Annotated in this window: 21 protein-coding genes and 3 tRNA genes; 22 read left to right on the top strand and 2 right to left on the bottom strand. The window is 73.7% G+C overall.

Features of this window, described 5'->3' with window-relative positions; genetic code table 11:
• Positions 1-200 precede the first annotated feature (200 nt).
• The 8 genes from rplU to ACWDRR_RS07185 all read left to right on the top strand — a co-directional run bounded on the left by rplU (position 201) and on the right by ACWDRR_RS07185 (position 7,867).
• The gene (gene rplU / locus ACWDRR_RS07220) at positions 201-518 is read left to right on the top strand and encodes a 50S ribosomal protein L21 (RefSeq protein WP_360637117.1); all 318 of its coding nucleotides are present in this window, start codon (positions 201-203) and stop codon (positions 516-518) included.
• Positions 519-530: 12 nt separating this feature from the next.
• The gene (gene rpmA / locus ACWDRR_RS07215; RefSeq protein WP_360637120.1) at positions 531-788 is read left to right on the top strand and encodes a 50S ribosomal protein L27; all 258 of its coding nucleotides are present in this window, start codon (positions 531-533) and stop codon (positions 786-788) included.
• 99 nt (positions 789-887) lie between these two features.
• A complete protein-coding gene (obgE, locus tag ACWDRR_RS07210; protein ID WP_449771175.1) occupies positions 888-2,366 on the top strand; it encodes a GTPase ObgE in 1,479 nt (492 codons plus the stop codon).
• A gap of 316 nt (positions 2,367-2,682) precedes the next feature.
• Positions 2,683-3,819, top strand: coding sequence for a glutamate 5-kinase (gene proB, locus ACWDRR_RS07205; protein ID WP_449771174.1), 1,137 nt, complete (start codon positions 2,683-2,685; stop codon positions 3,817-3,819).
• Positions 3,820-3,951: 132 nt separating this feature from the next.
• Positions 3,952-4,479 (top strand): hypothetical protein, encoded by a 528-nt coding sequence (locus tag ACWDRR_RS07200; protein WP_449771173.1) that lies wholly within the window; start codon positions 3,952-3,954, stop codon positions 4,477-4,479.
• A gap of 175 nt (positions 4,480-4,654) precedes the next feature.
• Positions 4,655-5,977 carry a glutamate-5-semialdehyde dehydrogenase gene (locus tag ACWDRR_RS07195; RefSeq protein WP_449771172.1) on the top strand — a complete coding sequence of 441 codons (1,323 nt, stop codon included), beginning with the start codon at positions 4,655-4,657 and terminating at the stop codon, positions 5,975-5,977.
• A gap of 100 nt (positions 5,978-6,077) precedes the next feature.
• Positions 6,078-6,671, top strand: a complete 594-nt coding sequence (locus tag ACWDRR_RS07190; protein ID WP_449771171.1) for an SCO2584 family spore wall biosynthesis protein — start codon at positions 6,078-6,080, stop codon at positions 6,669-6,671.
• Positions 6,672-6,805: 134 nt separating this feature from the next.
• A complete protein-coding gene (locus ACWDRR_RS07185; RefSeq protein ID WP_449771170.1) occupies positions 6,806-7,867 on the top strand; it encodes an SCO2583 family membrane protein in 1,062 nt (353 codons plus the stop codon).
• Positions 7,868-7,997: 130 nt separating this feature from the next.
• On the opposite strand, the gene ACWDRR_RS07180 is transcribed toward ACWDRR_RS07185, so the two are convergent.
• Entirely contained in the window at positions 7,998-9,056 is a 1,059-nt protein-coding gene (locus ACWDRR_RS07180; protein WP_449771169.1) for a M48 family metallopeptidase, read from the bottom strand.
• A gap of 245 nt (positions 9,057-9,301) precedes the next feature.
• Between ACWDRR_RS07180 and ACWDRR_RS07175 the strand changes: the two genes are divergently transcribed.
• The 8 genes from ACWDRR_RS07175 (at position 9,302) to ACWDRR_RS07140 (ending at position 14,047) form a co-directional block, all read left to right on the top strand.
• Positions 9,302-9,448, top strand: a complete 147-nt coding sequence (locus ACWDRR_RS07175; RefSeq protein ID WP_406198499.1) for a hypothetical protein — start codon at positions 9,302-9,304, stop codon at positions 9,446-9,448.
• Positions 9,449-9,608: 160 nt separating this feature from the next.
• Positions 9,609-9,767: a hypothetical protein gene (locus tag ACWDRR_RS07170; protein ID WP_360637147.1), complete on the top strand. Its 159-nt coding sequence runs from the start codon at positions 9,609-9,611 to the stop codon at positions 9,765-9,767.
• Positions 9,768-9,900: 133 nt separating this feature from the next.
• Positions 9,901-10,533, top strand: coding sequence for a nicotinate-nucleotide adenylyltransferase (gene nadD / locus ACWDRR_RS07165; RefSeq protein ID WP_449771168.1), 633 nt, complete (start codon positions 9,901-9,903; stop codon positions 10,531-10,533).
• A 19-nt stretch (positions 10,534-10,552) separates the two neighbouring features.
• Complete coding sequence (locus tag ACWDRR_RS07160) at positions 10,553-12,412, top strand: LCP family protein (RefSeq protein ID WP_449771167.1); 1,860 nt, start codon at positions 10,553-10,555, stop codon at positions 12,410-12,412.
• Between the two features lie 183 nt (positions 12,413-12,595).
• The gene (rsfS, locus tag ACWDRR_RS07155) at positions 12,596-13,066 is read left to right on the top strand and encodes a ribosome silencing factor (protein WP_449771244.1); all 471 of its coding nucleotides are present in this window, start codon (positions 12,596-12,598) and stop codon (positions 13,064-13,066) included.
• Entirely contained in the window at positions 13,063-13,710 is a 648-nt protein-coding gene (locus ACWDRR_RS07150; protein ID WP_449771243.1) for a histidine phosphatase family protein, read from the top strand. The genes rsfS and ACWDRR_RS07150 overlap by 4 nt, the downstream gene beginning before the upstream one ends.
• A gap of 154 nt (positions 13,711-13,864) precedes the next feature.
• Positions 13,865-13,937, top strand: a tRNA-Ala gene (locus tag ACWDRR_RS07145).
• Positions 13,938-13,974: 37 nt separating this feature from the next.
• Positions 13,975-14,047, top strand: a tRNA-Ala gene (locus ACWDRR_RS07140).
• Positions 14,048-14,149: 102 nt separating this feature from the next.
• Here ACWDRR_RS07140 and ACWDRR_RS07135 read toward each other — a convergent pair.
• A complete protein-coding gene (locus tag ACWDRR_RS07135; protein WP_449771166.1) occupies positions 14,150-15,055 on the bottom strand; it encodes a helix-turn-helix transcriptional regulator in 906 nt (301 codons plus the stop codon).
• Between the two features lie 102 nt (positions 15,056-15,157).
• Between ACWDRR_RS07135 and ACWDRR_RS07130 the strand changes: the two genes are divergently transcribed.
• From ACWDRR_RS07130 to ACWDRR_RS07105, 6 genes are all read left to right on the top strand, one after another.
• Positions 15,158-16,597 (top strand): MFS transporter, encoded by a 1,440-nt coding sequence (locus ACWDRR_RS07130; protein ID WP_449771165.1) that lies wholly within the window; start codon positions 15,158-15,160, stop codon positions 16,595-16,597.
• A 101-nt stretch (positions 16,598-16,698) separates the two neighbouring features.
• Positions 16,699-16,771: transfer RNA gene (locus ACWDRR_RS07125), tRNA-Ala, on the top strand.
• Positions 16,772-16,910: 139 nt separating this feature from the next.
• Complete coding sequence (locus tag ACWDRR_RS07120) at positions 16,911-18,329, top strand: hypothetical protein (protein WP_449771164.1); 1,419 nt, start codon at positions 16,911-16,913, stop codon at positions 18,327-18,329.
• Between the two features lie 209 nt (positions 18,330-18,538).
• A complete protein-coding gene (gene leuS, locus ACWDRR_RS07115; protein WP_449771163.1) occupies positions 18,539-21,445 on the top strand; it encodes a leucine--tRNA ligase in 2,907 nt (968 codons plus the stop codon).
• A 330-nt stretch (positions 21,446-21,775) separates the two neighbouring features.
• Entirely contained in the window at positions 21,776-22,558 is a 783-nt protein-coding gene (locus ACWDRR_RS07110) for a hypothetical protein (protein WP_449771162.1), read from the top strand.
• A gap of 246 nt (positions 22,559-22,804) precedes the next feature.
• The gene (locus ACWDRR_RS07105; RefSeq protein ID WP_449771161.1) at positions 22,805-23,650 is read left to right on the top strand and encodes a DegV family protein; all 846 of its coding nucleotides are present in this window, start codon (positions 22,805-22,807) and stop codon (positions 23,648-23,650) included.
• The last annotated feature ends 178 nt before the right edge of the window (positions 23,651-23,828 follow it).

Genomic DNA, 23,828 nt, shown 5'->3' with positions numbered 1-23,828 from the left:
GAGTCCGCCCCGGACCAGGACGGCCCGGTTTGCCCCGAAGGCGGCCGGTCCGTATTCTTGACCCTCGGCGTGTCTACGCCGCGCTCCCGAGCACATCACCTTCCGGGCGCCTCGTCAGAGGAGTCGGGGAGAGGCCCCTGTGTCCGTACCCAGGCGGCTGGCATCTGGAGCTCCGACCGAGTTAGGAAAGTAGGTACCGCATGTACGCGATCGTTCGCGCAGGCGGCCGCCAGCACAAGGTCGCCGTCGGCGACGTGCTGGAGATCGACCGTATCGAGGCCAAGCCGGGTGACTCGGTGGAGCTCTCCACCATCCTGGTCGTCGACGGTGACGCTGTCACCTCCGACCCGTGGGTGCTGGCCGGCGTGAAGGCTCACGCCGAGGTGGTCGACCAGACCAAGGGCGAGAAGATCGTCATCCTGCGCTACAAGAACAAGACCGGTTACCGTCGCCGCCAGGGTCACCGCCAGCAGCACACTGCTGTGCGGATCACGAGCATCGACTCCGTCAGCAAGTAAGGGGATAGCGAGATGGCACACAAGAAGGGCGCAAGCTCTACCCGGAACGGCCGTGACTCGAACGCCCAGCGCCTCGGCGTGAAGCGCTTCGGCGGCCAGGTCGTCTCGGCCGGCGAGATCATCGTCCGCCAGCGTGGCACCCACTTCCACCCGGGCGCCAACGTCGGCCGTGGTGGCGACGACACCCTGTTCGCGCTGGCCGCCGGTGCGGTGCAGTTCGGCACCCGTCGCGGCCGCAAGGTCGTCAACATCGTGGCCGTCGAGGCCTGAGTCCGACAAGACTCACAATGAAGGGTGGGCCGGAATGATCCGGTCCACCCTTCATGCTTTACAGCAGGTCAACACTTTCTTCGCACTGGAGGCACACCCATGACCACCTTCGTGGACCGCGTCGAGCTGTACGTCGCCGCGGGTAACGGGGGCCACGGCTGCGCCTCCGTGCACCGGGAGAAGTTCAAGCCGCTGGGAGGCCCCGACGGCGGGAACGGCGGTGAGGGCGGCAGTGTCATCCTCACCGTGGACGCGCAGATCACCACCCTGCTGGAGTACCACCACTCGCCCAAGCGCAAGGCGACCAACGGCAAGCCCGGCGCGGGCGGCCACCGCACCGGCGCCGAGGGCCAGGACCTCGTCCTGTCGGTGCCGGACGGCACCGTCGTCATGGACCGGCAGGGCAACGTCCTCGCCGACCTGGTGGGCCACGGCACCAGCTTCGTCGCCGCCGCCGGCGGCCGCGGCGGCCTGGGCAACGCGGCGCTCTCCTCGGCCCGCCGCAAGGCGCCCGGCTTCGCGCTGCTCGGCGAGCCGGGTGAGGCCCGTGACATCGTCATGGAGCTCAAGTCCGTCGCCGACGTGGCCCTGGTGGGCTACCCGAGCGCCGGCAAGTCCTCGCTGATCTCGGTGCTCTCCGCCGCCAAGCCGAAGATCGCGGACTACCCGTTCACGACCCTCGTCCCCAACCTCGGCGTGGTGACCGCCGGCGACACCGTCTACACCGTCGCCGACGTGCCCGGCCTGATCCCGGGCGCCAGCCAGGGCCGCGGCCTCGGTCTGGAGTTCCTGCGGCACGTCGAGCGCTGCTCGGTGCTGGTCCACGTGCTGGACTGCGCGACCCTGGAGCCCGGCCGCGACCCGCTGACCGACCTGGAGACCATCGAGGCCGAGCTGGCCCAGTACGGCGGCCTGGAGGACCGGCCGCGACTGGTGGCGCTCAACAAGATCGACGTCCCGGACGGCCAGGACATCGCCGACCTCACCCGGGCCTCGCTGGAGGAGCGCGGCTACCGCGTCTTCGAGGTGTCCGCCGCCTCCCGCAAGGGCCTGCGCGAGCTGAACTTCGCGATGGCGCAGATCGTCGCCGAGGCCCGGGCGGCCAAGCCGCTCGAGGAGTCCACCCGGATCGTGCTGCGGCCCACGGCCGTCGACGACGAGGGCTTCACCATCACCGAGGAGGACGGCGCCTACCGCATCCGCGGCACCAAGCCGGAGCGCTGGGTCCGCCAGACGGACTTCTCCAACGACGAGGCCGTCGGCTACCTCGCCGACCGGCTGGCCCGCCTCGGCATCGAGGACAAGCTCTGGAAGGTCGGCGCCCGGGAGGGTGACACCGTCATCATCGGCCCCGAGGAGAACGCCGTCGTCTTCGACTGGGAGCCGACCATGGCCGCCGGTGCCGAGATGCTCGGCCGCCGCGGCGAGGACCACCGCTTCGAGAGCCCGCGCCCGGCGGTCGACCGCCGCCGCGAGAAGCAGAAGGGCCGGGACGCGGCGGAGTCCGAGTTCCTCGCCTTCGAGGCGCTCTCCAGCGGCCGCCAGGCGGCCGTCGAGGGCGACGACGAAGAGGAGTAGGACCGGCCGGTCCCGACCCGCGTGACACCGCGGCCCCGTCTCCTTCCGGAGGCGGGGCCGCGGTCCTTTTCCGGGCTGACGAAACGTCACATCGGCCGGGGCGTGGGCGGCTTGCGACGGCGGGCCGGCCCGGGGGCGGCCGGCGGGGGCGCCGCCTCGCGCCGGGACCGGCGACGGCGCGGCGGGCCCGGGGCCGGGGCGGGTCCAGCCGGTGAAATCCCCTGCGGCCGAGCTGCGCCGATCGCGTAGATTGCGGGGGTAACGGCCGGGCCCGGGCCCGCCGTACCCGCACCACACCGGAAGGGCGTACAGCGAGATGAGCGAGGACTCACTGCGGGAGGAGGTCCTGACCGCGCGGCGGATCGTCGTGAAGGTCGGCTCCTCCTCACTCACCACGGCGGCCGGCGGCCTGGACGCCGACCGGGTCGACGCCCTGGTGGACGCGCTCGCCAAGGTGCGCAGCGGCCCGGAGGCCCCCGAGGTCGTCCTGGTCTCCTCCGGCGCCATCGCGGCCGGCCTGGCCCCGCTGGGCCTGGAGCGGCGGCCCAAGGACCTCGCCCGCCAGCAGGCCGCCGCGAGCGTCGGCCAGGGCCTGCTGGTCGCCCGCTACACCGCCTCGTTCGCCCGGTACGGCATCCGGGTCGGCCAGGTGCTGCTGACCGCCGAGGACGCCAGCCGGCGGGCCCACTACCGCAACGCCTACCGGACGCTGGACCAGCTGCTGGCGATGGGCGCGATGCCGATCGTCAACGAGAACGACACCGTCGCCACCGCCGAAATCAAGTTCGGTGACAACGACCGGCTGGCCGCGCTGGTCGCCCACCTGGTCCGGGCCGACCTGCTCGTCCTGCTCTCCGACGTGGACGGCCTCTACGACGGCGACCCGAGCCGCCCCGGCACCAGCCGGATCGCCCAGGTGGCCGGGCCGCACGACCTGGACGGCGTCTCGATCGGCAGCGCGGGCAAGGCCGGGGTGGGCACCGGCGGCATGGTCACCAAGGTGGAGGCGGCCCGGATCGCCACCGGCGCCGGCATCCCGGTGGTGCTCACCGCCGCCAGCCGGGCCGCCGACGCGCTGGCCGGCCGGCCCACCGGCACGCTGTTCCTGCGCACCGGCAGCCGCTCCTCCGACCGGCTGCTCTGGCTGGCCCACGCCAGCAGCCCGCGGGGCGCCCTGCACCTGGACGAGGGCGCCGTCGCGGCGGTCGTCTCCGGGGGCGCCTCGCTGCTGCCGGCCGGGGTCACCAAGGTCGACGGGGAGTTCGCCGCGGGTGATCCGGTGGACCTTCTTGGCGAAAACGGCCACATCGTGGCGCGCGGACTGGTCAACTTTGATGCGAGGGAGTTGCCCCGGCTGCTCGGCCGGTCCACCCGCGACCTGGCCCAGGAGTTCGGTGCCGCGTACGAGCGCGAGGTCGTCCACCGGGACGATCTGGTCGTCCTGCGCGGCTGACCGGCCTGGAGGAGCGGCGGCGACTGCGCACGGGGTGCAGGCCCCGCCACGGGCGAGGAGGGGCGCAGCCGTACGCGCCGGGCCGAGGCCGGCGGGTACGACGACACGAGATCGCCGAACAGGAGGCCGCCGGTGGAACGCAGGCGCGAGGCAGCGCTGACCGGAGGAACGGCGGGCCGGCGGCTGACCAGCATCGGCGGCGGGCGCGGGGCCGACGCCCCGGCCGAGCCGTCCGGTCCGCCGCCGCAGGAGCCCGGCGCGGTACGCAGGCTCCGGCCGGAGCGGCGGGACGAGGGCGAGCCGCCCGCGGTGCCCGAACAGGCCCGGCTCTGGCACGTGGTGCTGAGCGTGGCCGGGCAGACCACCCCGCTGTCCGCGCTGCGGGCGGGGCTGGAGCGCCTGGCGCACGACCACTCGTTCTTCCTGACCGCCCGCTACGCGGCCGACCACGCGGAGATCCGCTACTGGGAGCAGGCCCGGGACCTGCACGACGCGGCGGCGATCGCGCTGCGGCTCTGGGGCGAGCACAAGGTGACCGCGAGCCTGCCGCCGTGGGAGATCGTCGGGCTGGAGGTGGTCGACCGGGCGACGTACCACAAGCGGGTCGCCGAGGGCTTCGGCGATCCACCGCCGCACCTGGGCGGGGTGCACCCGTACTGATGGTCCGGGGCCTCGGCCCGCCTCCGGGGTGCCCCGGCCCGGTTCGGCTCGCTCGGCCGGGTGTCGGGGCCTCGGCCCGCCTCCGGGGCGCCCGGCCGGTTGCCGGGCCCCGGGTGGTGTCTCACCGGCCGAAATACCCCGCGGGTGGCGTCCGCGCAGTCGCTACCCTTGGCGCATGACCAGCGACCTCGCCACCGCCGACAGCCCCGTCCTCGCCGTAGCGCGCCGAGCCCGGGAGGCCGCCGCCGTGCTCGCCCCGCTGCCGCGTCGGGCGAAGGACGCCGCGCTGGCGGCGATCGCGGACGCCCTGGTGGCCCGGAGTGCCGAGATCACCGCCGCCAACGCCGAGGACGTCGCGCTGGCCCGGGAGGCGGGCACCGCCGAGTCGGTGATCGACCGCCTCACCCTCACCGACGAGCGGATCGCCGCGATCGCCTCGGACGTCCGGGACGTGGCCGGCCTGCCCGACCCGGTCGGCGAGGTGGTGCGTGGCTACACCCTGCCCAACGGCCTGGACGTGCGGCAGGTCCGGGTCCCGCTCGGCGTGGTCGGCATCATCTACGAGGCCCGCCCGAACGTCACCGTGGACGCCGCCGCGCTCTGCCTGAAGTCCGGCAACGCGGTGCTGCTGCGCGGCTCCGCCTCCGCCTACCGCTCCAACACCGCGCTGATCGCGGTGCTGCGCGACGCCGTCGTCTCGGCGGGCCTGCCCGCCGACGTGATCCAGCTCGTCCCGGGCGAGAGCCGGGACTCCGTCCAGGAGCTGATGCGCGCCCGCGGCCTGGTGGACGTGCTGATCCCGCGCGGCGGAGCCTCGCTGATCCGTGCCGTGGTCGAGGGCTCGACGGTGCCGGTGATCGAGACCGGGACGGGCAACTGCCACGTCTACGTGGACGCCGAGACGGACCTGGCGATGGCCGTCGGCATCCTGCTGAACTCGAAGGCGCAGCGGGTCAGCGTCTGCAACTCCGCCGAGACCCTGCTCGTCCACCAGGACGTCGCGGAGGCCTTCCTGCCGCTCGCGCTGGCGGCGCTGGCGCAGGCCGGGGTGACGGTGCACGGCGACGACGCGGTGCTCAAGGCCGCCGAGGGCTCGGCGGCCACCGTGGTGCCGGCCACCGAGGCGGACTGGGAGACCGAGTACCTCTCGTACGACCTGGCGGCCGCCGTGGTGCCCTCGCTGGAGGCCGCCGTCGCGCACATCCGCCGCTGGTCCTCCGGCCACACCGAGGCGATCGTCACCACCTCGCAGGCCGCCGCCCGCCGTTTCACCCAGCTGGTCGATGCGACGACGGTGGCCGTCAACGCCTCGACCCGGTTCACCGACGGCGGTGAGTTCGGTTTCGGCGCCGAGATCGGCATCTCGACCCAGAAGCTGCACGCCCGCGGCCCGATGGGCCTGCCGGAGCTGACCAGCACCAAGTACATCGTCACTGGTGACGGGCACGTCCGGGGCGAGGCGACGCAGACCGTGGGCGGCGCTGCCGACGCCGGCTGAGCCGGCCGGGAGCCCCGGGCGCCCGCCCCGCGTCACACGAGTGACGGACCAAGTGCGAGGAGCCACAGACAAAACGCCCGACCGGTAATACGCTGAATCCGTGGCTGACGATGTGGGGGGCTTGCCGTACCCCGACGGCGCCGACCACGGTGGTGCGGACGACGAGTTCGCCACCGTGGTCTTCGATGAGGCCTTCGTCCGGTCCGCCGCCGTGCACGAGCCGACGGCCAAGGAGCGGCAGCTCGCCGCCGCCGAGGCCCGGTTCGAGCCGGACGCGGTGGCGCCGGGCTGGGCCTATGACGTCCCCGCCGGTGACGGGGTGCCGCTGGAGCTGCGCCCCTACCCGAGCGGGCTGGACGACGACCGCCTCTACCCCGATCCGTGGTCGGGCCCCGGCCGGGTGGCCGGGCGCCGGTCCGGGCGGTGGGGCCGGGACAGCGTCTACGACCCGGTCCGGGCGCGGCGCGGGCGCTACGTCGCCCAGCAGCGCTGGCACCGGCCGGTGGCCTGGGTGCTCGCCGTGATCATGGGCGTGAGCCTGGTCGCGGTGGCGGTCGCGGCCGTCTACCAGGGCGTGGGCGGGGCCGGCGGCGGTACGCCCCGGCGGCCCGACTCCGGGAGCAGCAGCGCGGGGGTCGATCCGGCGCCCTCGTCGGCCGAACCGTCGCTCGTGGTCACCGCGCCGGCGGGTTGAGGCGCTGATCCGCGGGTTCTGCGCCGGAGTGCGCCCGGGGGCGTTCGCGTGCCGGTGTTCCGGCTGCGGAGTGCTCCCGGGAATCTCTGCGAACACCCTCGTGGCCGGGCGCGGATGCGGCTTACCCTGGTGTCATGGGTGACCCGCGAGAGCCTCCGGAGGGTGCGCCCGACGGTGGTTCCGGAAGCGATGACGAGTACCGGTCCGTCGTCTTCGACGAGTCGTTCGTCCGGGCTGCCCGGATCCAGGAGCTCTCCGCCCGGGAGCGGCTGGCGAGCTCGTTCGGCCGGGCGACCCGCCCGCGCATCCGGCTCGGTCCGCTGGGGACCGTGCCGCGGCAGGCGCTCGCCCTGCTGCTGTTGATCCTGCTGGCCTTCTCGGCCGCCGTGTACTTCGGCATCAGCACGCCGAACCGGCAGACGGCCCGCCCCGAGGGCAGTCAACTGACCGTCAGTCTGGTGGCGTTGAGCCCCGCTTCGGCGGTCCGCGCGGTCGCCGACCCGGCCGCCCCGTTCGCCGCGCTGCCACCCGGCTACAGCGACGGCGCCATCGGCCTGGGGACGCCCGCCGGGGCCGCCACCGAGCACTTCAGCAAGATCGAGGTGACCAAGGCGCTCGACACCGTCCAGCGCTACCTGGTGGCCTCCTCGCTGGCGCCGACGGCCCTGATCCAGGGGGCGACCGCCGATGTGCGGGCCTTCGTGACGCCCGGTGAGCAGGCGCAGTTCGACGCCGGCGCCGCGCAGCCCGTCGACGACCGCCACCACGCGCTGACCGGCTGGGTGGTCCGCTTCGACCCGGCGCAGGTCGCGCTGGCCGCCGACAGCGTGAAGGTGGCGGGAGCGATGCGGATCGACGAGGCGGACAGCACCACCCTGCAGATCACCACCGACCACACCTTCGTCTACGCGCTGAAGTCGGCCGGGGCCCCGAGCGGTGCGCCGGTGACCCTGGAGACCGTCCGGCGGCAGCTGACCTTCCAGTTCGACCGGCTCGACCTGGCCGCCGCCCAGCTGCGCCTGGTGGACTCGGTGCTCCAGGCCGGGCCGGTGTCCTGCGGCAGCTCGCTGGCCGGACACGTGCAACCGCTGCTGGCGGGGGCGGACGCCGACCGGGCGGCCGGTGCGCAGCCGATCGATCCGGGCAACCACGCCCGCCCGGCCTGGCAGGTCTGCGGGGTGCTGGCGGGCAGCTGACGCCGTGCCGCGGGGGCCGCGGTGCCGCGGCCGTCCGGGCAGCCGGGGCGCCGCGGTTGCGCGGACGGGCCGGGCCCGGGGACGCCGACGGCTCCCGGCGGGGGAGCCGGGAGCCGCGGGCGGGGCGGGATCAGTCCTCGTCGCGGGGCGCCGAGGATCCGTTGGTGCGGGTGGCGCCGGTGAAGGTGTCGCGGAGCTTGCCGCCGACGGTGGCCGCGCCACCGGCGACGTCGCGGATCAGACCCATCAGCGGGTCCTTGCTCTCCTTCACCGACGTCGTGTAGTGGTCGGCGGCGGCCTTCCACTGCTCGCCGACCGAGGTGTCGGCGTCGTCGCTGCGGCGCGGGTAGGCGCCGGCCAGGATCGAGCGGTACTCCTCGCTCTCCGCCCACTTCTTCAGCTTGGCGACCCGCACCACCGCGAACGGGTGGCTCTGCGGCAGCACCTGCAGCAGCTTGAGCACGCCGTCGCGCAGGTCCCCGGCCTTGTCGTACTCCTCGGCCTGCTCCAGGAAGGCGTCGACGTTCATCTCGGCCAGGTTGTGGCCGCCGGCCAGCTTCATCAGGGCCCGCATGGAGGCCTGGAGGTCCTGCCCGGCGAGCAGACCGGCCCGGTCGCAGGAGAGCTCGGCCTTGCGGAACCACTCCTTGAGCGCGGTCACGATCGCCATGATCGCCAGGTTGCCGAGCGGCACCCAGGCGATCCGGGCGGCGATGTTGGTGAGGATCAGCAGCATCGTCCGGTAGACCGCGTGGCCGGACATCGCGTGGCCGACCTCGTGGCCGATGACGGAGCGCAGCTCCTCCTCGTCCAGGAGCTCGACCAGACCGCTGGTGACCACGATGATCGGGGTGTCGATGCCGATGCAGTAGGCGTTGACCGTCGGGTCCTGGGAGACGTAGAGGTCCGGGACCTTCTCCAGGTCCAGCACGTACGCGGCGTCGCGCACCATCTCGTTCAGCTCGGGGAACTGCCGCTCGGAGGTCTTCACGGCGGTGGCCAGGAACATCAGCCGGATCGAGCGCTCGGAGACCAGCCCGGCGAGCTTCTTCAGGACGTCGTCGAAGCCGGTGAGCTTGCGCAGCGCGACCAGGGCGGAGCGGTCCGCCGGGTGCTCCCAGGCCCGGGTGGAGATCTCCGGGAAGCGCTGGCGGCGCCGGCTCGGGGTCTTCGAGGTCGTATCGGTCATGGTGTGAGTACCCTCCTGGTCGACGGCGGCCCCGGCAGCTGGCCGGCCCCCGCTGGTCTTCGCCTGCAACGACTGTCTGTGCAACGTCCGTGGTTGCGTACTCGTCCCCGCGCTCACCCTACGCGGCGCGGACGGCGCCGCAGGGGGCGGTGACCGGCGCGGGTGTGAGGCCGGTTTACCCTGAATGCCCTGGAGAGCCGAGACCAGACCTGGCCGCGGTACCGAGCAGTCCGAGGAGCCCGCAGATGTCCACCGACGCCCTTGTCAGCCTGGCCGGTCCGATCTCCACGGAGAACGGTCCGGGGCTGTTCCTGCGGATCATCGTGGTGGCCTCCTTCGTCGGTGTCGGCCTGCTCGCCTGGGTCCTGCTGCGGGCCGGCCGCAACAGCTGAGCGGCCCGCGGACGGGCCCCGCCGGGCGCGCCGCTCACGCCGGATCAGACGCGGTGGGCCGCCGAGCGGTTGCCGTGTCGGCACCCGTACGATGACGGGTGGGCCCTCACCGGCCCGCACACCCCTGGTCCGTCACCCGAGCCGAGAAGGTCCGCCGACCATGAGCACTGCCGCCGCACTTCCCGTCCTGAACCTGCTCGCCTCCGAGGGCGAGGGGGGCAACCACGACAGCCTCAACCCGTACCTGACGGGTGGCGCCGCACTGTTCGTCCTGCTGCTGCTGCTCTACGTCACCACCCGCTTCAACCGGGACCGCTGAGCCGCGACGATCCCCGCCGGGGCGGCCAGGGGAGCGTCCGGCGGGAGCGCCGGCCGCTCCCTCACGCGTCCTCCGGGCGGCCGCCACCCGGGCGTTCCCGCACCGTAACGGGCGTCGCGTAAGGTGTGGCGGCATGGGAGAGCAGGCCGGGAATCCCGGCGGACCGGTACCGGTGAAGAAGCGGCTCGGCGTGATGGGCGGCACCTTCGACCCGGTCCACCACGGGCACCTGGTCGCCGCCAGCGAGGTGGCGAGCGCGTTCCACCTCGATGAGGTGATCTTCGTTCCGACCGGGCAGCCGTGGCAGAAGACCGACCGCCAGGTGACCCCGGCCGAGGACCGCTACCTGATGACGGTCATCGCCACCGCGGAGAACCCGCAGTTCTCGGTCAGCCGGATCGACATCGACCGCGAGGGCCCGACGTACACCGTCGACACCCTGCGCGACCTGCGCGCGCTCCACCCGGACGCCGACCTCTTCTTCATCACCGGCGCCGACGCGCTCGCGCAGATCCTCTCCTGGCGGGATTCCGAGGAGCTTTTCTCGCTCGCCCACTTCATCGGCTGCACCCGGCCGGGGCACACTCTTTCGGACGCCGGGCTTCCGGTGGGCGGGGTCTCCCTGGTGGAGGTCCCGGCGCTGGCCATCTCCTCCACGGACTGCCGCAACCGGGTCGCCAAGGGCGAACCGGTCTGGTACCTCGTCCCGGACGGCGTGGTCCGCTACATCGACAAGCGGGCGCTCTACGCGCCGCACCGGACCTGATCCCCGGAGGGGCCGACGGATGACCGATCGCAGGGGACAGCAGGACGACTGGTCCACCGGGCAGTACCAGCAGCAGTACCCGCCCCAGCAGCAGGGCGGCTACGAGCAGCAGTACGACCAGTACGGGCAGCCGGTACCGCCGGCGCAGCCCTACGGCCAGGACCAGTACACCGCCTACCAGGGGCAGGGCCAGGACCAGTACCAGCAGGCGTACCAGCCGTACGAGCAGCCGCAGCAGGGCGGCGGCTACGACCAGCAGGGCGGCTACGGGCAGCAGCAGTACGACCAGTACGACCCGTACGGGCAGCCGGCGGCGCCCGGCGGGCAGGCGTACCAGCAGCCCGGCGGCTACCCCGACGCCTACCAGGGGCAGGGCCAGGACCAGTACCAGCAGGCGTACCAGCCGTACGAGCAGCCGCAGCAGGGCGGCTACGGGCAGCAGCAGTACGGGACCGCGCCGCAGCCGGTGGTCACCGAGCCGGAGCCCGAGCGGGCCGCCCCGGTGCCGCCGCGCCCCCGCACGCCCCGGCCGGCCCCCGCCGAGGCGGCGCCGGCCCGGCCCGCGGCGCCGTCCGAGCAGGTCGGCGGGAGCCGCGCGGCCAAGGCCGCCGGCGCCGGCAAGGCGTCCAGGGACGACTACCCCACCGGTGAGTTCACCTTCGTCGACGAGGAGGCGGAGGAGACCGAGGACGTCATCGACTGGCTGAAGTTCGCCGAGTCGCGCAGCGAGGTGCGCGCCGAGCGCCGCCGCAAGCTGCGCACCCGGCTGATCGGCGCCGCCGTGGTGCTGGCCCTCGCGGCGGCCGGCGCCGGCGGCTACCTCTGGCTCACCGGCGACAAGCAGACCGCGGCGACCGCCGCCGGCCCGCGCCAGGTCAACGTGGTGCACCTGCGCGACCTGCAGGGCAAGGTCTCCAGCGCGCTGCTGGTCAACGACGCCGCAGGGCACAAGGGCACCGTGCTGCTGCTGCCGGACACGCTGCGCCTGCCGGGCCCGGGCGACCCGCCGGTCACCTCCGTCGGCCAGGCGATGGACAGCATCGGCCCGTCCGCCACCCGCGACGCCCTGACCACCGTGCTGGGTGCCCCGGTGGCCGGCACCTGGCGGCTCGACACGCCCTACCTGGAGCTGCTGGTCGCCCAGCTCGGCGGCGTCCGGGTGGACACCAACGCGGAGACCCACGAGGGCGGCAAGCCGGACGGCAAGCTGCTCTCCGCGGCGGGCAAGAACACCCTGCTGAGCGGAAAGGCGGCCGTCGCCTACGCCACCCTGCAGGCGTCCGGCGAGGGCCGGGACGCCCAACTGGCCCGGTTCGGCCAGGTGATGGACGCGGTGATGCGGACCATGCCGACCGAGTTCAAGGACGCCAAGGACGACGTGCACCGGATGAACGCGGTGCTCGACCCCTCGCTGCCGGAGGACGCCCTGGCCGGAGTGCTGGTCCAGCTCGCCCAGCAGGCGAAGGACGGCCACCTCGGGACCACCGCGCTGACCGTGAAGCCGGACGGCACCCTGGACGAGGCCGGCGCCGGCCAGCAGGTCAAGGACGTGCTGGGCGGCACGCTGAAGTCCGCGACCTCGGCCGACGCGCCGTCCCGGGTCTCGATCCAGGACGCCACCGGCAACGACCAGGCGGCCGCCGCCGCACAGGTCCAGGTCGTGAACGCGGGCCTCACCTTCATCCCCGGCGGGGCGAAGGTGGCGCCGCAGGCGACCAGTGAGATCCGCTACACCGACGACGCCCGGCAGGCCGCGGCGAAGTCGCTGGCGATCAGCCTGAACCTGCCGGAGACGGCCGCGAAGAAGGTCGCCGACGCGCAGAACGCCGACCTGCTGGTCGTCCTCGGCAAGGACTACCAGCCGCCGAAGGCGCCGTAGACCCGCGCGGGACCGCCGGGGAACGGGCGGCGGAGCGTGCGGCGGAGCGGTCCGGATCGTGGCACGGCGGCGGGTGGGCGCGGGAAACGGTTCCTGGGCCACCGGGGCGGCGTGAGATCCTGGAAGGCGATGCCCGGCCGAGTGCCGGGCATCGCCCCCAAGCCGCCGAGCCGGAAGAACATCGTGACCGCCACCGAGCACAGCCAGGAAATCATCAACGTCGCCGCCCAGGCGGCGGCCGACAAGCTGGCGCACAACATCATCGCGTTCGACGTCAGCGACGTGCTGTCGATCACCGACGCGTTCCTGATCGCCTCCGCGAACAACGACCGCCAGGTCAAGTCGATCGCCGAGGAGATCGAGGACAAGCTGCGCGAGCAGCTGGACATCAAGCCGGTGCGCCGCGAGGGCGAGCGCGACGGTCGCTGGATCCTGCTCGACTACCTGGACATCGTGGTGCACGTCCAGCACTCCGAGGAGCGCTCCTTCTACTCCCTGGACCGGCTCTGGAAGGACTGCCCCGAGCTGCCGCTGCCGGCCGACGCGCTGGCCTCCCGCAACCGCCCCGACGCGCACACCGACGAGGCCGGCAACGCCCTCGCCCCGGCCGAGGTCGCCCCGGCCGACAACTTCGGCGCCGAGGACTACAGCTGAGCCGGGAGGCGCGGGGCCCGCGCATCGTCTTCTGGCGGCACGGCCAGACCTCCTGGAACCTCGAATCGCGGTTCCAGGGCACCACGGACATCGAGCTGACCGGCCAGGGCGTCCTGCAGGCCCAGCGGGCGGCCCGGCTGCTCTCCGGCCTGCGCCCCGACCTGCTGATCTCCTCGGACCTCCAGCGCGCCCGGCGCACCGCCGAGGAGCTGGCCAGGATCACCGGACTGGACGTGCAGCACCACGAGGGGCTGCGCGAGACCTACGCCGGCTCCTGGCAGGGGCTGACCAACGCCGAGATCCGGGCCCGCTTCCCGGAGGAGTACGCGGCCTGGGCGCAGGGCGAACCGGTCCGGCGCGGCGGCGGCGAGCTGTCCACCGAGGTCGCCGACCGTTCGGTGCCGGTGGTGCTGGACGCGGTCGGCAAGCTCCCGGAGGACGGCACCCTGGTGGTCGTCAGCCACGGCGGCACCATCCGCACCATGCTGGGGCAGCTGCTCGGCCTGGATCCGGCCCTCTGGGAGTGCTTCGGCGGCCTGTCCAACTGCTGCTGGTCCGTGCTGGGCCGGGGAGCGCGCGGCTGGCGTCTGCTGGAGCACAACGCGGGCACCCTGCCGCAGCCGGTGATCGGCGACGACACCTGATCGGGGCGACCTGATCGAGGGCGATGCCCGACCGGCGACGGCCGAGCGGTCTACGGGGGTGGATTTCGCAGTTCCGGGCCTGACCAGTTAGAGTCTTCCTCGTTCGCACGGAAGAAACGCGGCCCGGAAGGGAAGCGGGAAATCCGGTGAGTGCGGGGCTGTAGCTCAGTTGGTAGAGCGCTTGCATGGCATGCAAGAGGTCCGGGGTTCAATTCCCCGTAGCTCCACTCCGCACCTGCGGTCCGCGAGGGCCGTGCGTGTCGCGGGGCTGTAGCTCAGTTGGTAGAGCGCTTGCATGGCATGCAAGAGGTCCGGGGTTCAATTCCCCGTAGCTCCACAGACCGGCGAAAAGGCCGCCACCCATCGGGTGGCGGCCTTCGCGTTTCCCGGCCGCTCGGCTGGGCTTCCGGCCGCACGGTGCCGGAGCCGGGCCGGCCGCTCAGGAGTGGCAGCTGTTCAGCCAGCCGCCGGGCGGCAGGGCGGCGAGCTCCTCGATCCGCGTGCGGTCCGCCGGCCCCTCCGGGAGGTAGACCACCACATAGGTCTCCGGCACCCCGGGCAGCGTCAGGTACGAGGCGTTGAGCCGCAGCACCCCGACCTCCGGGTGCCGGAACACCCGCAGCGAGGTCTGCGGCGGCGCCACCTCCTGCCGGGCCCAGAGGTCCCGGAACAGCTCGCTCTTCGCCGACAGCCCCTGCACGTGCTCCTCCCAGGCCGGCTCGCCGACGTGCTTGCCGTACGCGGCCCGCAGCACCGCCACCATCCGCGGCAGCGCCTCCGAACGGTTCAGGAACGGATTGCAGCAGGGCGGCATCAGGAGCGTGCACCAGATGCTGTTGAACCGCCCGCTGGGCGTGGCGGTCCGGTTCGTCCCGAACAGCGACTCGTACGACCGGTTGAACATCAGCACGTCGAACCGGGTGTTGGAGACCGCGGCCGGCAGCGGCGCGAGCGCGTCCAGGATCGCCTGGGTGGACGGGTCGAGGACCGGCGGATCGGGCTGGGCGCTCGGGCTCGCGGCCACCCCGGCCAGCCGGAACAGGTGCTCGCGCTCGGTCTCGTCCAGCCGCAGCGTCCGGGCCACCGCCGCCAGCACCTGCGCGCTGGCGTTGATCGGCCGCCCCTGCTCCAGCCAGGTGTACCAGGTGACGCCGACCCCGGAGAGCTGCGCCACCTCCTCCCGGCGCAGCCCCGGCGTCCGGCGGCGCAGCCCCGGCGGCAGGCCGACCTCCTCCGGGGTGACCCGGGCCCGGCAGGCCTTGAGGTAGCCGGCCAGCTCGGTGCGGCGGCGGTCCTGCCGGCGCGGTCCGACGGCGAGGGCGGTGCGGTCGTCCAGGACGGTCATACCCGCCATCGTGCCGCACACCGGGCGGGCTATACAGGTGCTGCCAGTACCAGGATCGGCAGGCTCTAACCACCAGTACCGGCCGCGCAGCACGCTGGGAACATGACGGACCTTCAGATCCGGCCCGGCGTGGCCGGCGGCACCACCACCAGCCCGGCCACCAGGCCCCGGCTGCTCCTCGCCCTCCTGCTCTGCGGCCAGTTCATGGCCGTCCTGGACGTATCCATCGTCAACGTCGCGGTACCGACCATCCGCACCGACCTGCACGCCTCCGGCGCGGCCCTCCAGCTCGTCATCGCCGGCTACACCATCGCCTACGCGGTGCTGCTCATCACCGGCGCCCGGCTGGGCGCCCGCTACGGCTACAGCCGGCTGTTCCAGCTGGGCCTGGCCGCCTTCACCGCCGCCTCGCTGGCCTGCGGCCTCGCACCGGCCACCGGCTGGCTGATCGCCTTCCGGCTGCTCCAGGGCGCGGGCTCGGCCCTGATGGTGCCGCAGGTGATGAGCCTGCTGCAGCAGACCTTCACCGGCGCCGCCCGGACCAGGGCGCTCGGCCTCTACTCGGCGGTGCTGGCCGGGGGCCTGGCGATCGGCCAGGTGCTCGGCGGCGTCCTGGTCAGCGCCGACCTGTTCGGGACGGGCTGGCGCCCGGTCTTCCTGGTCAACGTGCCGATCGGGCTGGCGCTGCTGGCCGCCGGCGCCCGGCTGCTGCCGAGCCTGCCGGGCGACCGCGGGCGCGGCTTCGACCTCCCCGGCCTGGTGGTGCTCGGCGCGGCCCTCGGGCTGCTGGTGGTGCCGCTGGTGCTCGGCCACGAACTGGGCTGGCCCGCCTGGGGCTGGGCGATGCTCGCCGGCAGCGCGGCCCTGTTCGCCCTGTTCGCGGCGGTCGAGCGGCGGATCGCCCGGCGCGGCGGGCAGCCGCTGATCACCGGCCGGGTGCTGCGGGCGGCCGGACTGCGCCCGGCGGCCGGGGCGATCTTCATGATCATGGCGGCCTTCGCGGGCTTCCTGTTCGCCTTCGCCCTGCACCAGCAGTCCGGCCTCGGGCACAGCGCGCTGCGCGCCGGGCTCTGCTCGGCCCCGGTGGCGCTCGGCTTCGGGTTCTCCAGCCTGCACTGGCAGCGGCTGCCCGGCCGGCTGCACGGCATCCTGCCGCTGCTCGGCGCCGTCCTGCTGGCCCCCGGCTACCTGCTGCTCGGGGTGCTGCTCGGCGGCGGCGCGGAGATCGGCCCGACGGCGCTGCTGCTGATGACCGGTCTCGGTCTCGTCGCCGGCTGCTCGTACTCGCCGCTGTTCGCCCGGGCGCTGGGCGGCGTCGCCCCGGCGGACGCGGCGGACGCCAGCGGCGTGATGGTGACGGTCGTCCAACTGGGCCAGGTGGTCGGGGTCGCGGTGCTCGGCTCGGTCTTCCTCGGCGGGGTCGATCTGCCGGCGGCGGCCCCCGACTCCGGGCACGCCCTGCTGGTGACCACCGCCGCGATCGCGGGCATCGTCGGCGTCGGCGCGGCCTTCGCGGCCCGCACCCGTCCGACGGCCGGGTAGTACCTCCGGTAACGGATTCGTGGAGCACCCCTTCGACCGTGTAAAGTAGTCGATGTCGCCGAGGGAAACCGAAGGAAACCTTCGGTGACACCGCAGGTCAAGGGGCTGTAGCTCAGTTGGTAGAGCGCTTGCATGGCATGCAAGAGGTCCGGGGTTCAATTCCCCGTAGCTCCACAGTGGTCGAAGGCCGCCTCCCGGAACGGGAGGCGGCCTTCGGCGTTCTCCGGGGCCGCCGTGGCGACCCCGCGCCGGGCGGCCCCGGAGTTTCCGAACGGCTCGGCGGCCGGCCCCGCGGGACCGCTACCGTCGTGCCATGGCCGATCTGGAGCGCAGACGCAACGAGGAGCTGGCCCGGATACTGCACCAGCTCGGCTGGAACCCGGAGCGCCTGGCCCGCGAGGTGAACCTCACCCTGCCGCCCGGCCTGGCGATCAGCTCCACCGCCCCGTACAAGTGGCGCGACCGGGGCATGGTCCCGCGCAGCCCGCACGACCAGACGGTCTGCGAGGTGCTCAGCCGCACGCTCGGCATCGCCGTCACCTACGAGCAGCTCTGGGGCCGGATGGGCGGCAACCGGGGGGCCAAGATCCTCTCGCCGCACCTGCTCACCGACCCGTGGACGGCCGACACCGCGCAGACCGCGCTGCGCGAGGCGGCCACCGACGCCGGGCCGGTCCGGCTCACCGACCTGTTCCGCGGCGCCGACCTCGACCGGGCCGCCGCCCGGCTGGCCACCCCGCCGCCACCCGTCGGCGGCGGCGAGGGCGCGCTGCGGATCGACCCCGCGCTGGTCGGGGAACTGCGGCTCTCCTACCGGAGCAAGCTGCGGCTGGAGCGGGCCTGCGGCGGCGGTCTGGTGCTCGGACCGGCCCGGGCCGAACTGGCCATGGTCGCCAAACTGCTCGAACTCGGCGGCTACGACGAGGAACTCGGCCGCGCGCTGTACGGCACGGCGAGCCGGCTGGCCCGGCTGGCCGGCTGGGCCGCGTACGACCTCGGGCACGAGGCGGCGGCCCAGCGGGCCTTCGTGGCCGCACTGCGCGCCGCGCACCTCAGCGGGGACCCCAGGCTCGGCGTGGGGGTGGTCGGCTGCCTGGTGGTGCTGGCCACCCAGGGCGGGGGCGGGCGGGGGCTGGACGCGGTCACCGCGCTCGCCGGGGTGGTGGAGGCGGCGGGGGAGGCGCTCGGGCCGGCCGACCGGGCCCTGCAGCTCGGCCGGATGGCCCGCGGGTACGGGCGGCGCGGCGAGCCCGAGGAGCTCGCGGCGGCGGCCGGGCGGGCGTTCGCGGAGCTGGGCGGGGCGCCGGGGGCGGGTGCGGGGCCGGATCCGGACGCCGACGTGGGTGCGGGCGGGGGTGCGGGTACGGGTACGGGTGCGGGCGTGGGCGCGGACGCGGACGGGGACGCCGGGCGGGCGGCGGAGGTGGCGCAGGCCCGGGCGGACCTGGCCGGCATGGTGGGGGAGGGCTACCTGTTCCTCGGCGACCACCGGCGCGCCCAGGCCCTGCTCACCGAGGCGGTGGCCGGGCTCGGCCCCGGCCGGGCCCGGGCCAGGGCGCTGCTGATGGTCCGGCTGGCCGACTCCCAGCGCCGCACCGGCCGCCTCCGGGAGGCCGCCGACACGGCCGACCGGGCGCGCGCCCTGGCCGCCGGCATGCAGTCCGAGCGGGTCGCCCGCGCGCTGCGCGACTTCGACGCGGCCTCCCGGTCGGTATCTCCGGAGGAGGCCTGATCCCCTTGCGGTACCCTGAGCCCATGCGAACCGTGCGCCTGCTCCTTAGCCGGCCGCGCTGACCAGGACCGGCCGCGCCCCCGGGGCGGGTGCCGGAGTCGGCGTGGCATCCCCTCCTGCGAGGGGCTTTTTTGTTTTCCGCCGCCTTTCGTGTCGCGCCCGGCCCCGTGCCCGGTTCGCCCACTGACATCGATGGAGCCTGAAGGACCATGAGCGAGACGACCCCTGCTTCCGGCGCGGCCGAGGCCGCAACCGAGCCGTTCCGGTACGGCGCCGCCCTGGCGGCCGAGATCGAGTCCCGCTGGCAGGACATCTGGGAGAAGGAGGGGACGTTCAGCGCCCCCAACCCGGCCGGTGACCTGGCCGACCCGACCGCCGGCGACGTCGCCGCGAAGCCGCACAGCTTCATCATGGACATGTTCCCGTACCCGTCGGGCGCGGGCCTGCACGTCGGCCACCCGCTGGGCTACATCGCCACCGACGTCTTCGCCCGCTACCAGCGGATGACCGGCCACAACGTGCTGCACACGCTGGGCTACGACGCGTTCGGCCTGCCCGCCGAGCAGTACGCGGTGCAGACCGGTACCCACCCGCGGGTCTCCACCGAGGCCAACATCGCCAACATGCGCCAGCAGCTGCGCCGGCTGGGCCTGGGCCACGACCCGCGCCGCTCGATCTCCACGATCGACCCGGAGTACTACCGCTGGACCCAGTGGATCTTCCTGCAGATCTTCAACTCCTGGTACGACGAGGAGGCCGGCCGGGCCCGCCCGATCGCCGAGCTGATCGCCGGCTTCGCGGACGGCTCGCGCGAGGTGCCGGGCGGCAAGGCGTGGTCGGAGCTGTCCGCCGCCGAGCGCGACGAGCTGCTGGGCGAGTACCGGCTGGCCTACTCCAAGGAGGTGCCGGTCAACTGGTGCCCCGGTCTGGGCACCGTGCTGGCCAACGAGGAGGTCACCGCGGACGGCCGCTCCGAGCGCGGCAACTTCCCGGTGTTCAAGTCGAACCTGCGCCAGTGGATGATGCGGATCACCGCCTACTCGGACCGGCTGATCTCCGACCTGGACCTGCTGGACTGGCCCGAGGCCATCAAGCTGCAGCAGCGCAACTGGATCGGCCGCTCCGAGGGCGCCCGGGTCGACTTCGCGGCCCCCGGCGACCAGAAGATCACCGTCTTCACCACCCGCCCCGACACCCTGTTCGGCGCCACCTACATGGTGCTGGCCCCCGAGCACGGCCTGGTCGACTCGATCGTGCCGGCCGCCTGGCCCGCCGGTACCCGTGAGGAGTGGACCGGCGGCGCCGCCACCCCGGCCGAGGCCGTCGCCGCCTACCGCGCGAGCGCCGCCGCGAAGTCCGACGTGGAGCGCCAGGTCGAGGCCAAGGTCAAGACCGGCGTCTTCACCGGCGCCCACGCCGTCAACCCGGTCAGCGGCGAGCCCGTCCCGGTCTTCATCGCCGACTACGTGCTGATGGGCTACGGCACCGGCGCCATCATGGCCGTCCCGGCCCACGACCACCGCGACTTCGCGTTCGCCCGCGCCTTCGCGCTGCCGATGCGCTGCGTCGTCAAGCCGACCGACGGCCGCGGCGAGGACCCGCACGCCTGGGACGACGCCTTCGACACCTACGACTCGGTGATCGTCAACTCGGCGCACTCCGCCGACGACGTGGCCGCCGAGAACGGCATCTCCCTGGACGGCCTGAGCGTCGTCGACGCCAAGGCCGCCGTCACCGCCTGGCTGGCCGAGCGCGGCATCGGCGAGGGAACCGTCAACTACCGCCTGCGCGACTGGCTGTTCAGCCGCCAGCGGTACTGGGGCGAGCCCTTCCCGATCGTCTACGACGAGGACGGCGTGATGCACGCGCTGCCCGAGTCGATGCTGCCGGTCGAGGTCCCCGAGGTGGACGACTACTCGCCGCACACCTACGACCCGTTCGACTCGACCTCCTCGCCGAAGACCCCGCTGTCGCGCAACGAGGCCTGGGTCAACGTCGAGCTGGACCTGGGCGACGGCCCGAAGGCCTACCGCCGCGAGACCAACACCATGCCCAACTGGGCCGGTTCGTGCTGGTACGAGCTGCGCTACATCGACCCGTCGAACGGCGCGCGGGTCGTCGACCCGGCCAACGAGCAGTACTGGCTGGGCCCGACGGCCGAGAAGCCCGGCGGCGGCGCCGACCTGTACGTCGGCGGCGCCGAGCACGCCGTGCTGCACCTGCTGTACGCGCGCTTCTGGCACAAGGTGCTGCACGACCTGGGCCACGTCTCCTCGGTCGAGCCGTTCCACAAGCTGTTCAACCAGGGCATGATCACCGCGGACGTCTACCGCGACGAGCGCGGCTTCCCGGTGCCCGCCACCGAGGTCGAGGAGCGCGACGGCGGCTACTTCTGGGAGGGCGAGCCGGTCAAGCGCGAGGCCGGCAAGATGGGCAAGTCCCTGAAGAACGCCGTCGCCCCGGACGAGATCGCCGACGAGTACGGCGCCGACACGCTGCGCCTGTACGAGATGTCGATGGGCCCGCTGGACGTCTCCCGCCCGTGGGACACCCGTGCGGTGGTCGGCTCGTACCGCTTCCTGCAGCGGCTGTGGCGCAACATCGTCTCGGAGGCGACCGGCGAGCTGGTCGTCACGGACGAGGTGCCGGACGAGGCGACCCTGCGGGCACTGCACAAGGCCATCGACGGCATCCGCGGGGACATGGCCGCGCTGCGGTTCAACACGGCCGTGGCCAAGGCGATCGAGCTGAACAACTTCCTGGTGAAGCGCGGCTCCACGCCGCGACCGGTCGCCGAGCAGCTGGTCCTGCTGGTCGCCCCGCTGGCGCCGCACATCGCCGAGGAGCTGTGGCGCCGGCTGGGCCACGGCGACTCGCTGGCCCACACCGACTACCCCGTGGCCGACCCGGCGTACGTGGTGGACGAGGCGGTCACCTGCGTCGTGCAGATCAAGGGCAAGGTCAAGGCCCGGCTGGAGGTCGCGCCGTCGATCTCCGACGCCGAGCTGGAGGCGCTGGCGCTGGCTGATCCGGCCGTCGTCGCGGCGATCGGGGACGCGCCGGTGCGCAAGGTGATCGCGCGGGCGCCGAAGCTGGTGAACATCGTCACCGGCTGACGGCCGGGTGGTGTCGGTCGGCTGTTGTCAGCCGGGTGCTTTCGGCCGGGTGTTGTCGGCCGGGTGTTCGCCGGCTCGGGCGGGTGTCCTTCGGGGCGCCCGCCCTTCGGCGTTCCCGGGGCGGGTGTGGCCGGTGTGCCTGGGTGTGCCGGGTGCGTTGCGGGGGCCGGGTCCTTCTCGGGGGGATCCCCCATCTGTCCCTGATCTCCGCCGACCGGACTCGTTCGGCCTGCCCCCGGCGTCGGTCGGGGGGCTACCGTGGAACCCTCGGTGGGCCGGCCCGCGTTGGGCCCGGTGGGGGCCGGTTCGGCGGACGGAAGGTGGCTCGTGATGGAAGCGCTCGGCGTGATGGTCGGCCTGGCCCTGCTCTTCGGGCTCGCGGTGGTGGTACTGGCGGTGGTCGGGACGGTCAAGGCGGCGAAGGCGGTCGCCACGAAGGTCGAGCGGCACGAGGCCAACGCCCGGCGCGCCGTCGAGAACGTGACGCTCAAGGCGAAGACCTACACCAAGCCCGGCCCGCAGGGTCAGATCTCGGCCGTCCGGCTGGGGCTGCGGACCTCCCTGGACGGCACGCGCCAGGTCCTGGAGAGCGGTCTGGCCCAGGACGGCCAGCTCGGCGAGTCGCTCGCCCTGCTGCGGCGGCTGGACACCCACGCCGCGGAGCTGGACGGCGAGCTGCGGATCCTGGAGCGCGAGCCGGACCCGGGCCGGATCGCGGCCAAGCTGCCCGAGCTGCGGGAGCGGGCCGAGCGGATCACCCACTCCGCCGAGACCATGCGCTGGGCCGCCCAGGACCGGATGCACCGCTTCGCCGACGACGAGCTGAGCCGGCTCAGCCAGGAGTGCGAGAGCGAGGCGGGCGCGCTGCGGCACTGGGACACCTCCGGCGCCGCGGCCTCGGGGGTCTCCGGGGCCGGTGGAACCGGTGGGCTGTCGGGTGCGGGTGCGGGTGCGGGTGCGGGTGCGGCCGGCGGCGAGGCGACGCGGCGGGCCGGGCTGACGGACGGGAAGGGCGCGCGGCCGAGTGCCGAGGAAATGCTGGGGCTGACCGACCCGCTGGCGCGGCTGGCGGACCGGTTGCGCAAGCCGTCGGCCGGGCCGACGGCGGGCTGACCGGGGCAGTCGGCCCGTTCACCGTTTGCTCCGCCTGCTCCTCCCTCTCTCTTCTCTCTCCTCCGGCTCCTCCCGCTCCTGCTGCTCGGCTGCTCGCTGCCCTGCCGCGTGTCACGCTGCGCCGGGCGGCTTCTCGGCACGTGGCGTACGGCCCCGGTCCGGGTGTCGAACAGCCGGTGGCCGGGGCCGGGTCCGACCCGGTTCGGGCGCTGTCATCCTGGCCGGGCGCGGAGTAACCTCCGCCTCATGCCCGCCGACCTCGCACTTGTCACCGATTCCACCGCTTATCTGCCCCAGCAGGCCGTCGACCGCCACGAGATCGCCGTGGTGCCGTTGAGCGTCGCGGTCGGTGACACGGTCCTCGCCGAGGGCGTGGAGATCTCACCCAAGGACGTCGCCGAGGCGTTGCGCGGCAAGCAGCGGGTGACCACCTCCCGGCCGAGCCCCGAGGCCTTCGCCGCCGCCTACCGGGCCGCCGCCGAGGCCGGCGCGAAGGGGATCGTCTCGGTGCACATCTCCGGCGAGCTGTCCGGCACCGCGGAGGCGGCCCGGCTGGCGGCCGCCGAGGCGCCCGTCCCGGTGCGCGTGGTGGACAGCCGGCTGGTCGGCATGGCCCTCGGGTACGGCGTGCTGGCGGCGGCCGAGGCGATCGCGGCCGGGCGGGGGCTGGACGAGGTGGCCGCGGCCGTCACCGGGCGGACGGCCGTGACCAGCGGATTCTTCTACGTGGACACCCTTGAGTACCTCCGCCGGGGCGGCCGGATCGGGGCTGCCCGGGCGCTGCTCGGGTCGGCGCTGGCGGTGAAGCCGCTGCTGCACCTGGACGGCGGGCGCATCGAGCCGCTGGAGAAGGTCCGGACGGCGTCCCGGGCGATCGCGCGGCTGGAGGAGATCGCGGTCGAGCAGGCGGGGGAGCGGGAGGTCGACATCGCCGTTCACCACCTTGCGGCGGAGGAGCGGGCCGAGCCGCTCGCGGAGCGCCTGCGGGGGCGGATCCCCGGGCTGCGGGACCTGTACGTGGGCGAGGTGGGCGCGGTGATCGGTGCGCATGTCGGACCGGGGCTGCTCGCGGTGGTGGTCTCGCCGCGCTGAGGCGGGATGCTCCCCGGGGTGAGTCGGACGGGAGCGCCGAGAAGGCCCCCGCCGGACGGATAGTCAACTACGACGATCGCCACTCACTCGTGCGAGCGATCCGAGTTATCCACAACCCCGGGGTTTTCCACAGGGCTTCGCACATTTCCCCGCAGGGGCTCGACGGCTCCTAGCGTGC

The organism is Kitasatospora sp. NPDC003701 (assembly GCF_053587085.1).
This window is presented reverse-complemented; position numbering and strand designations above follow the sequence as displayed.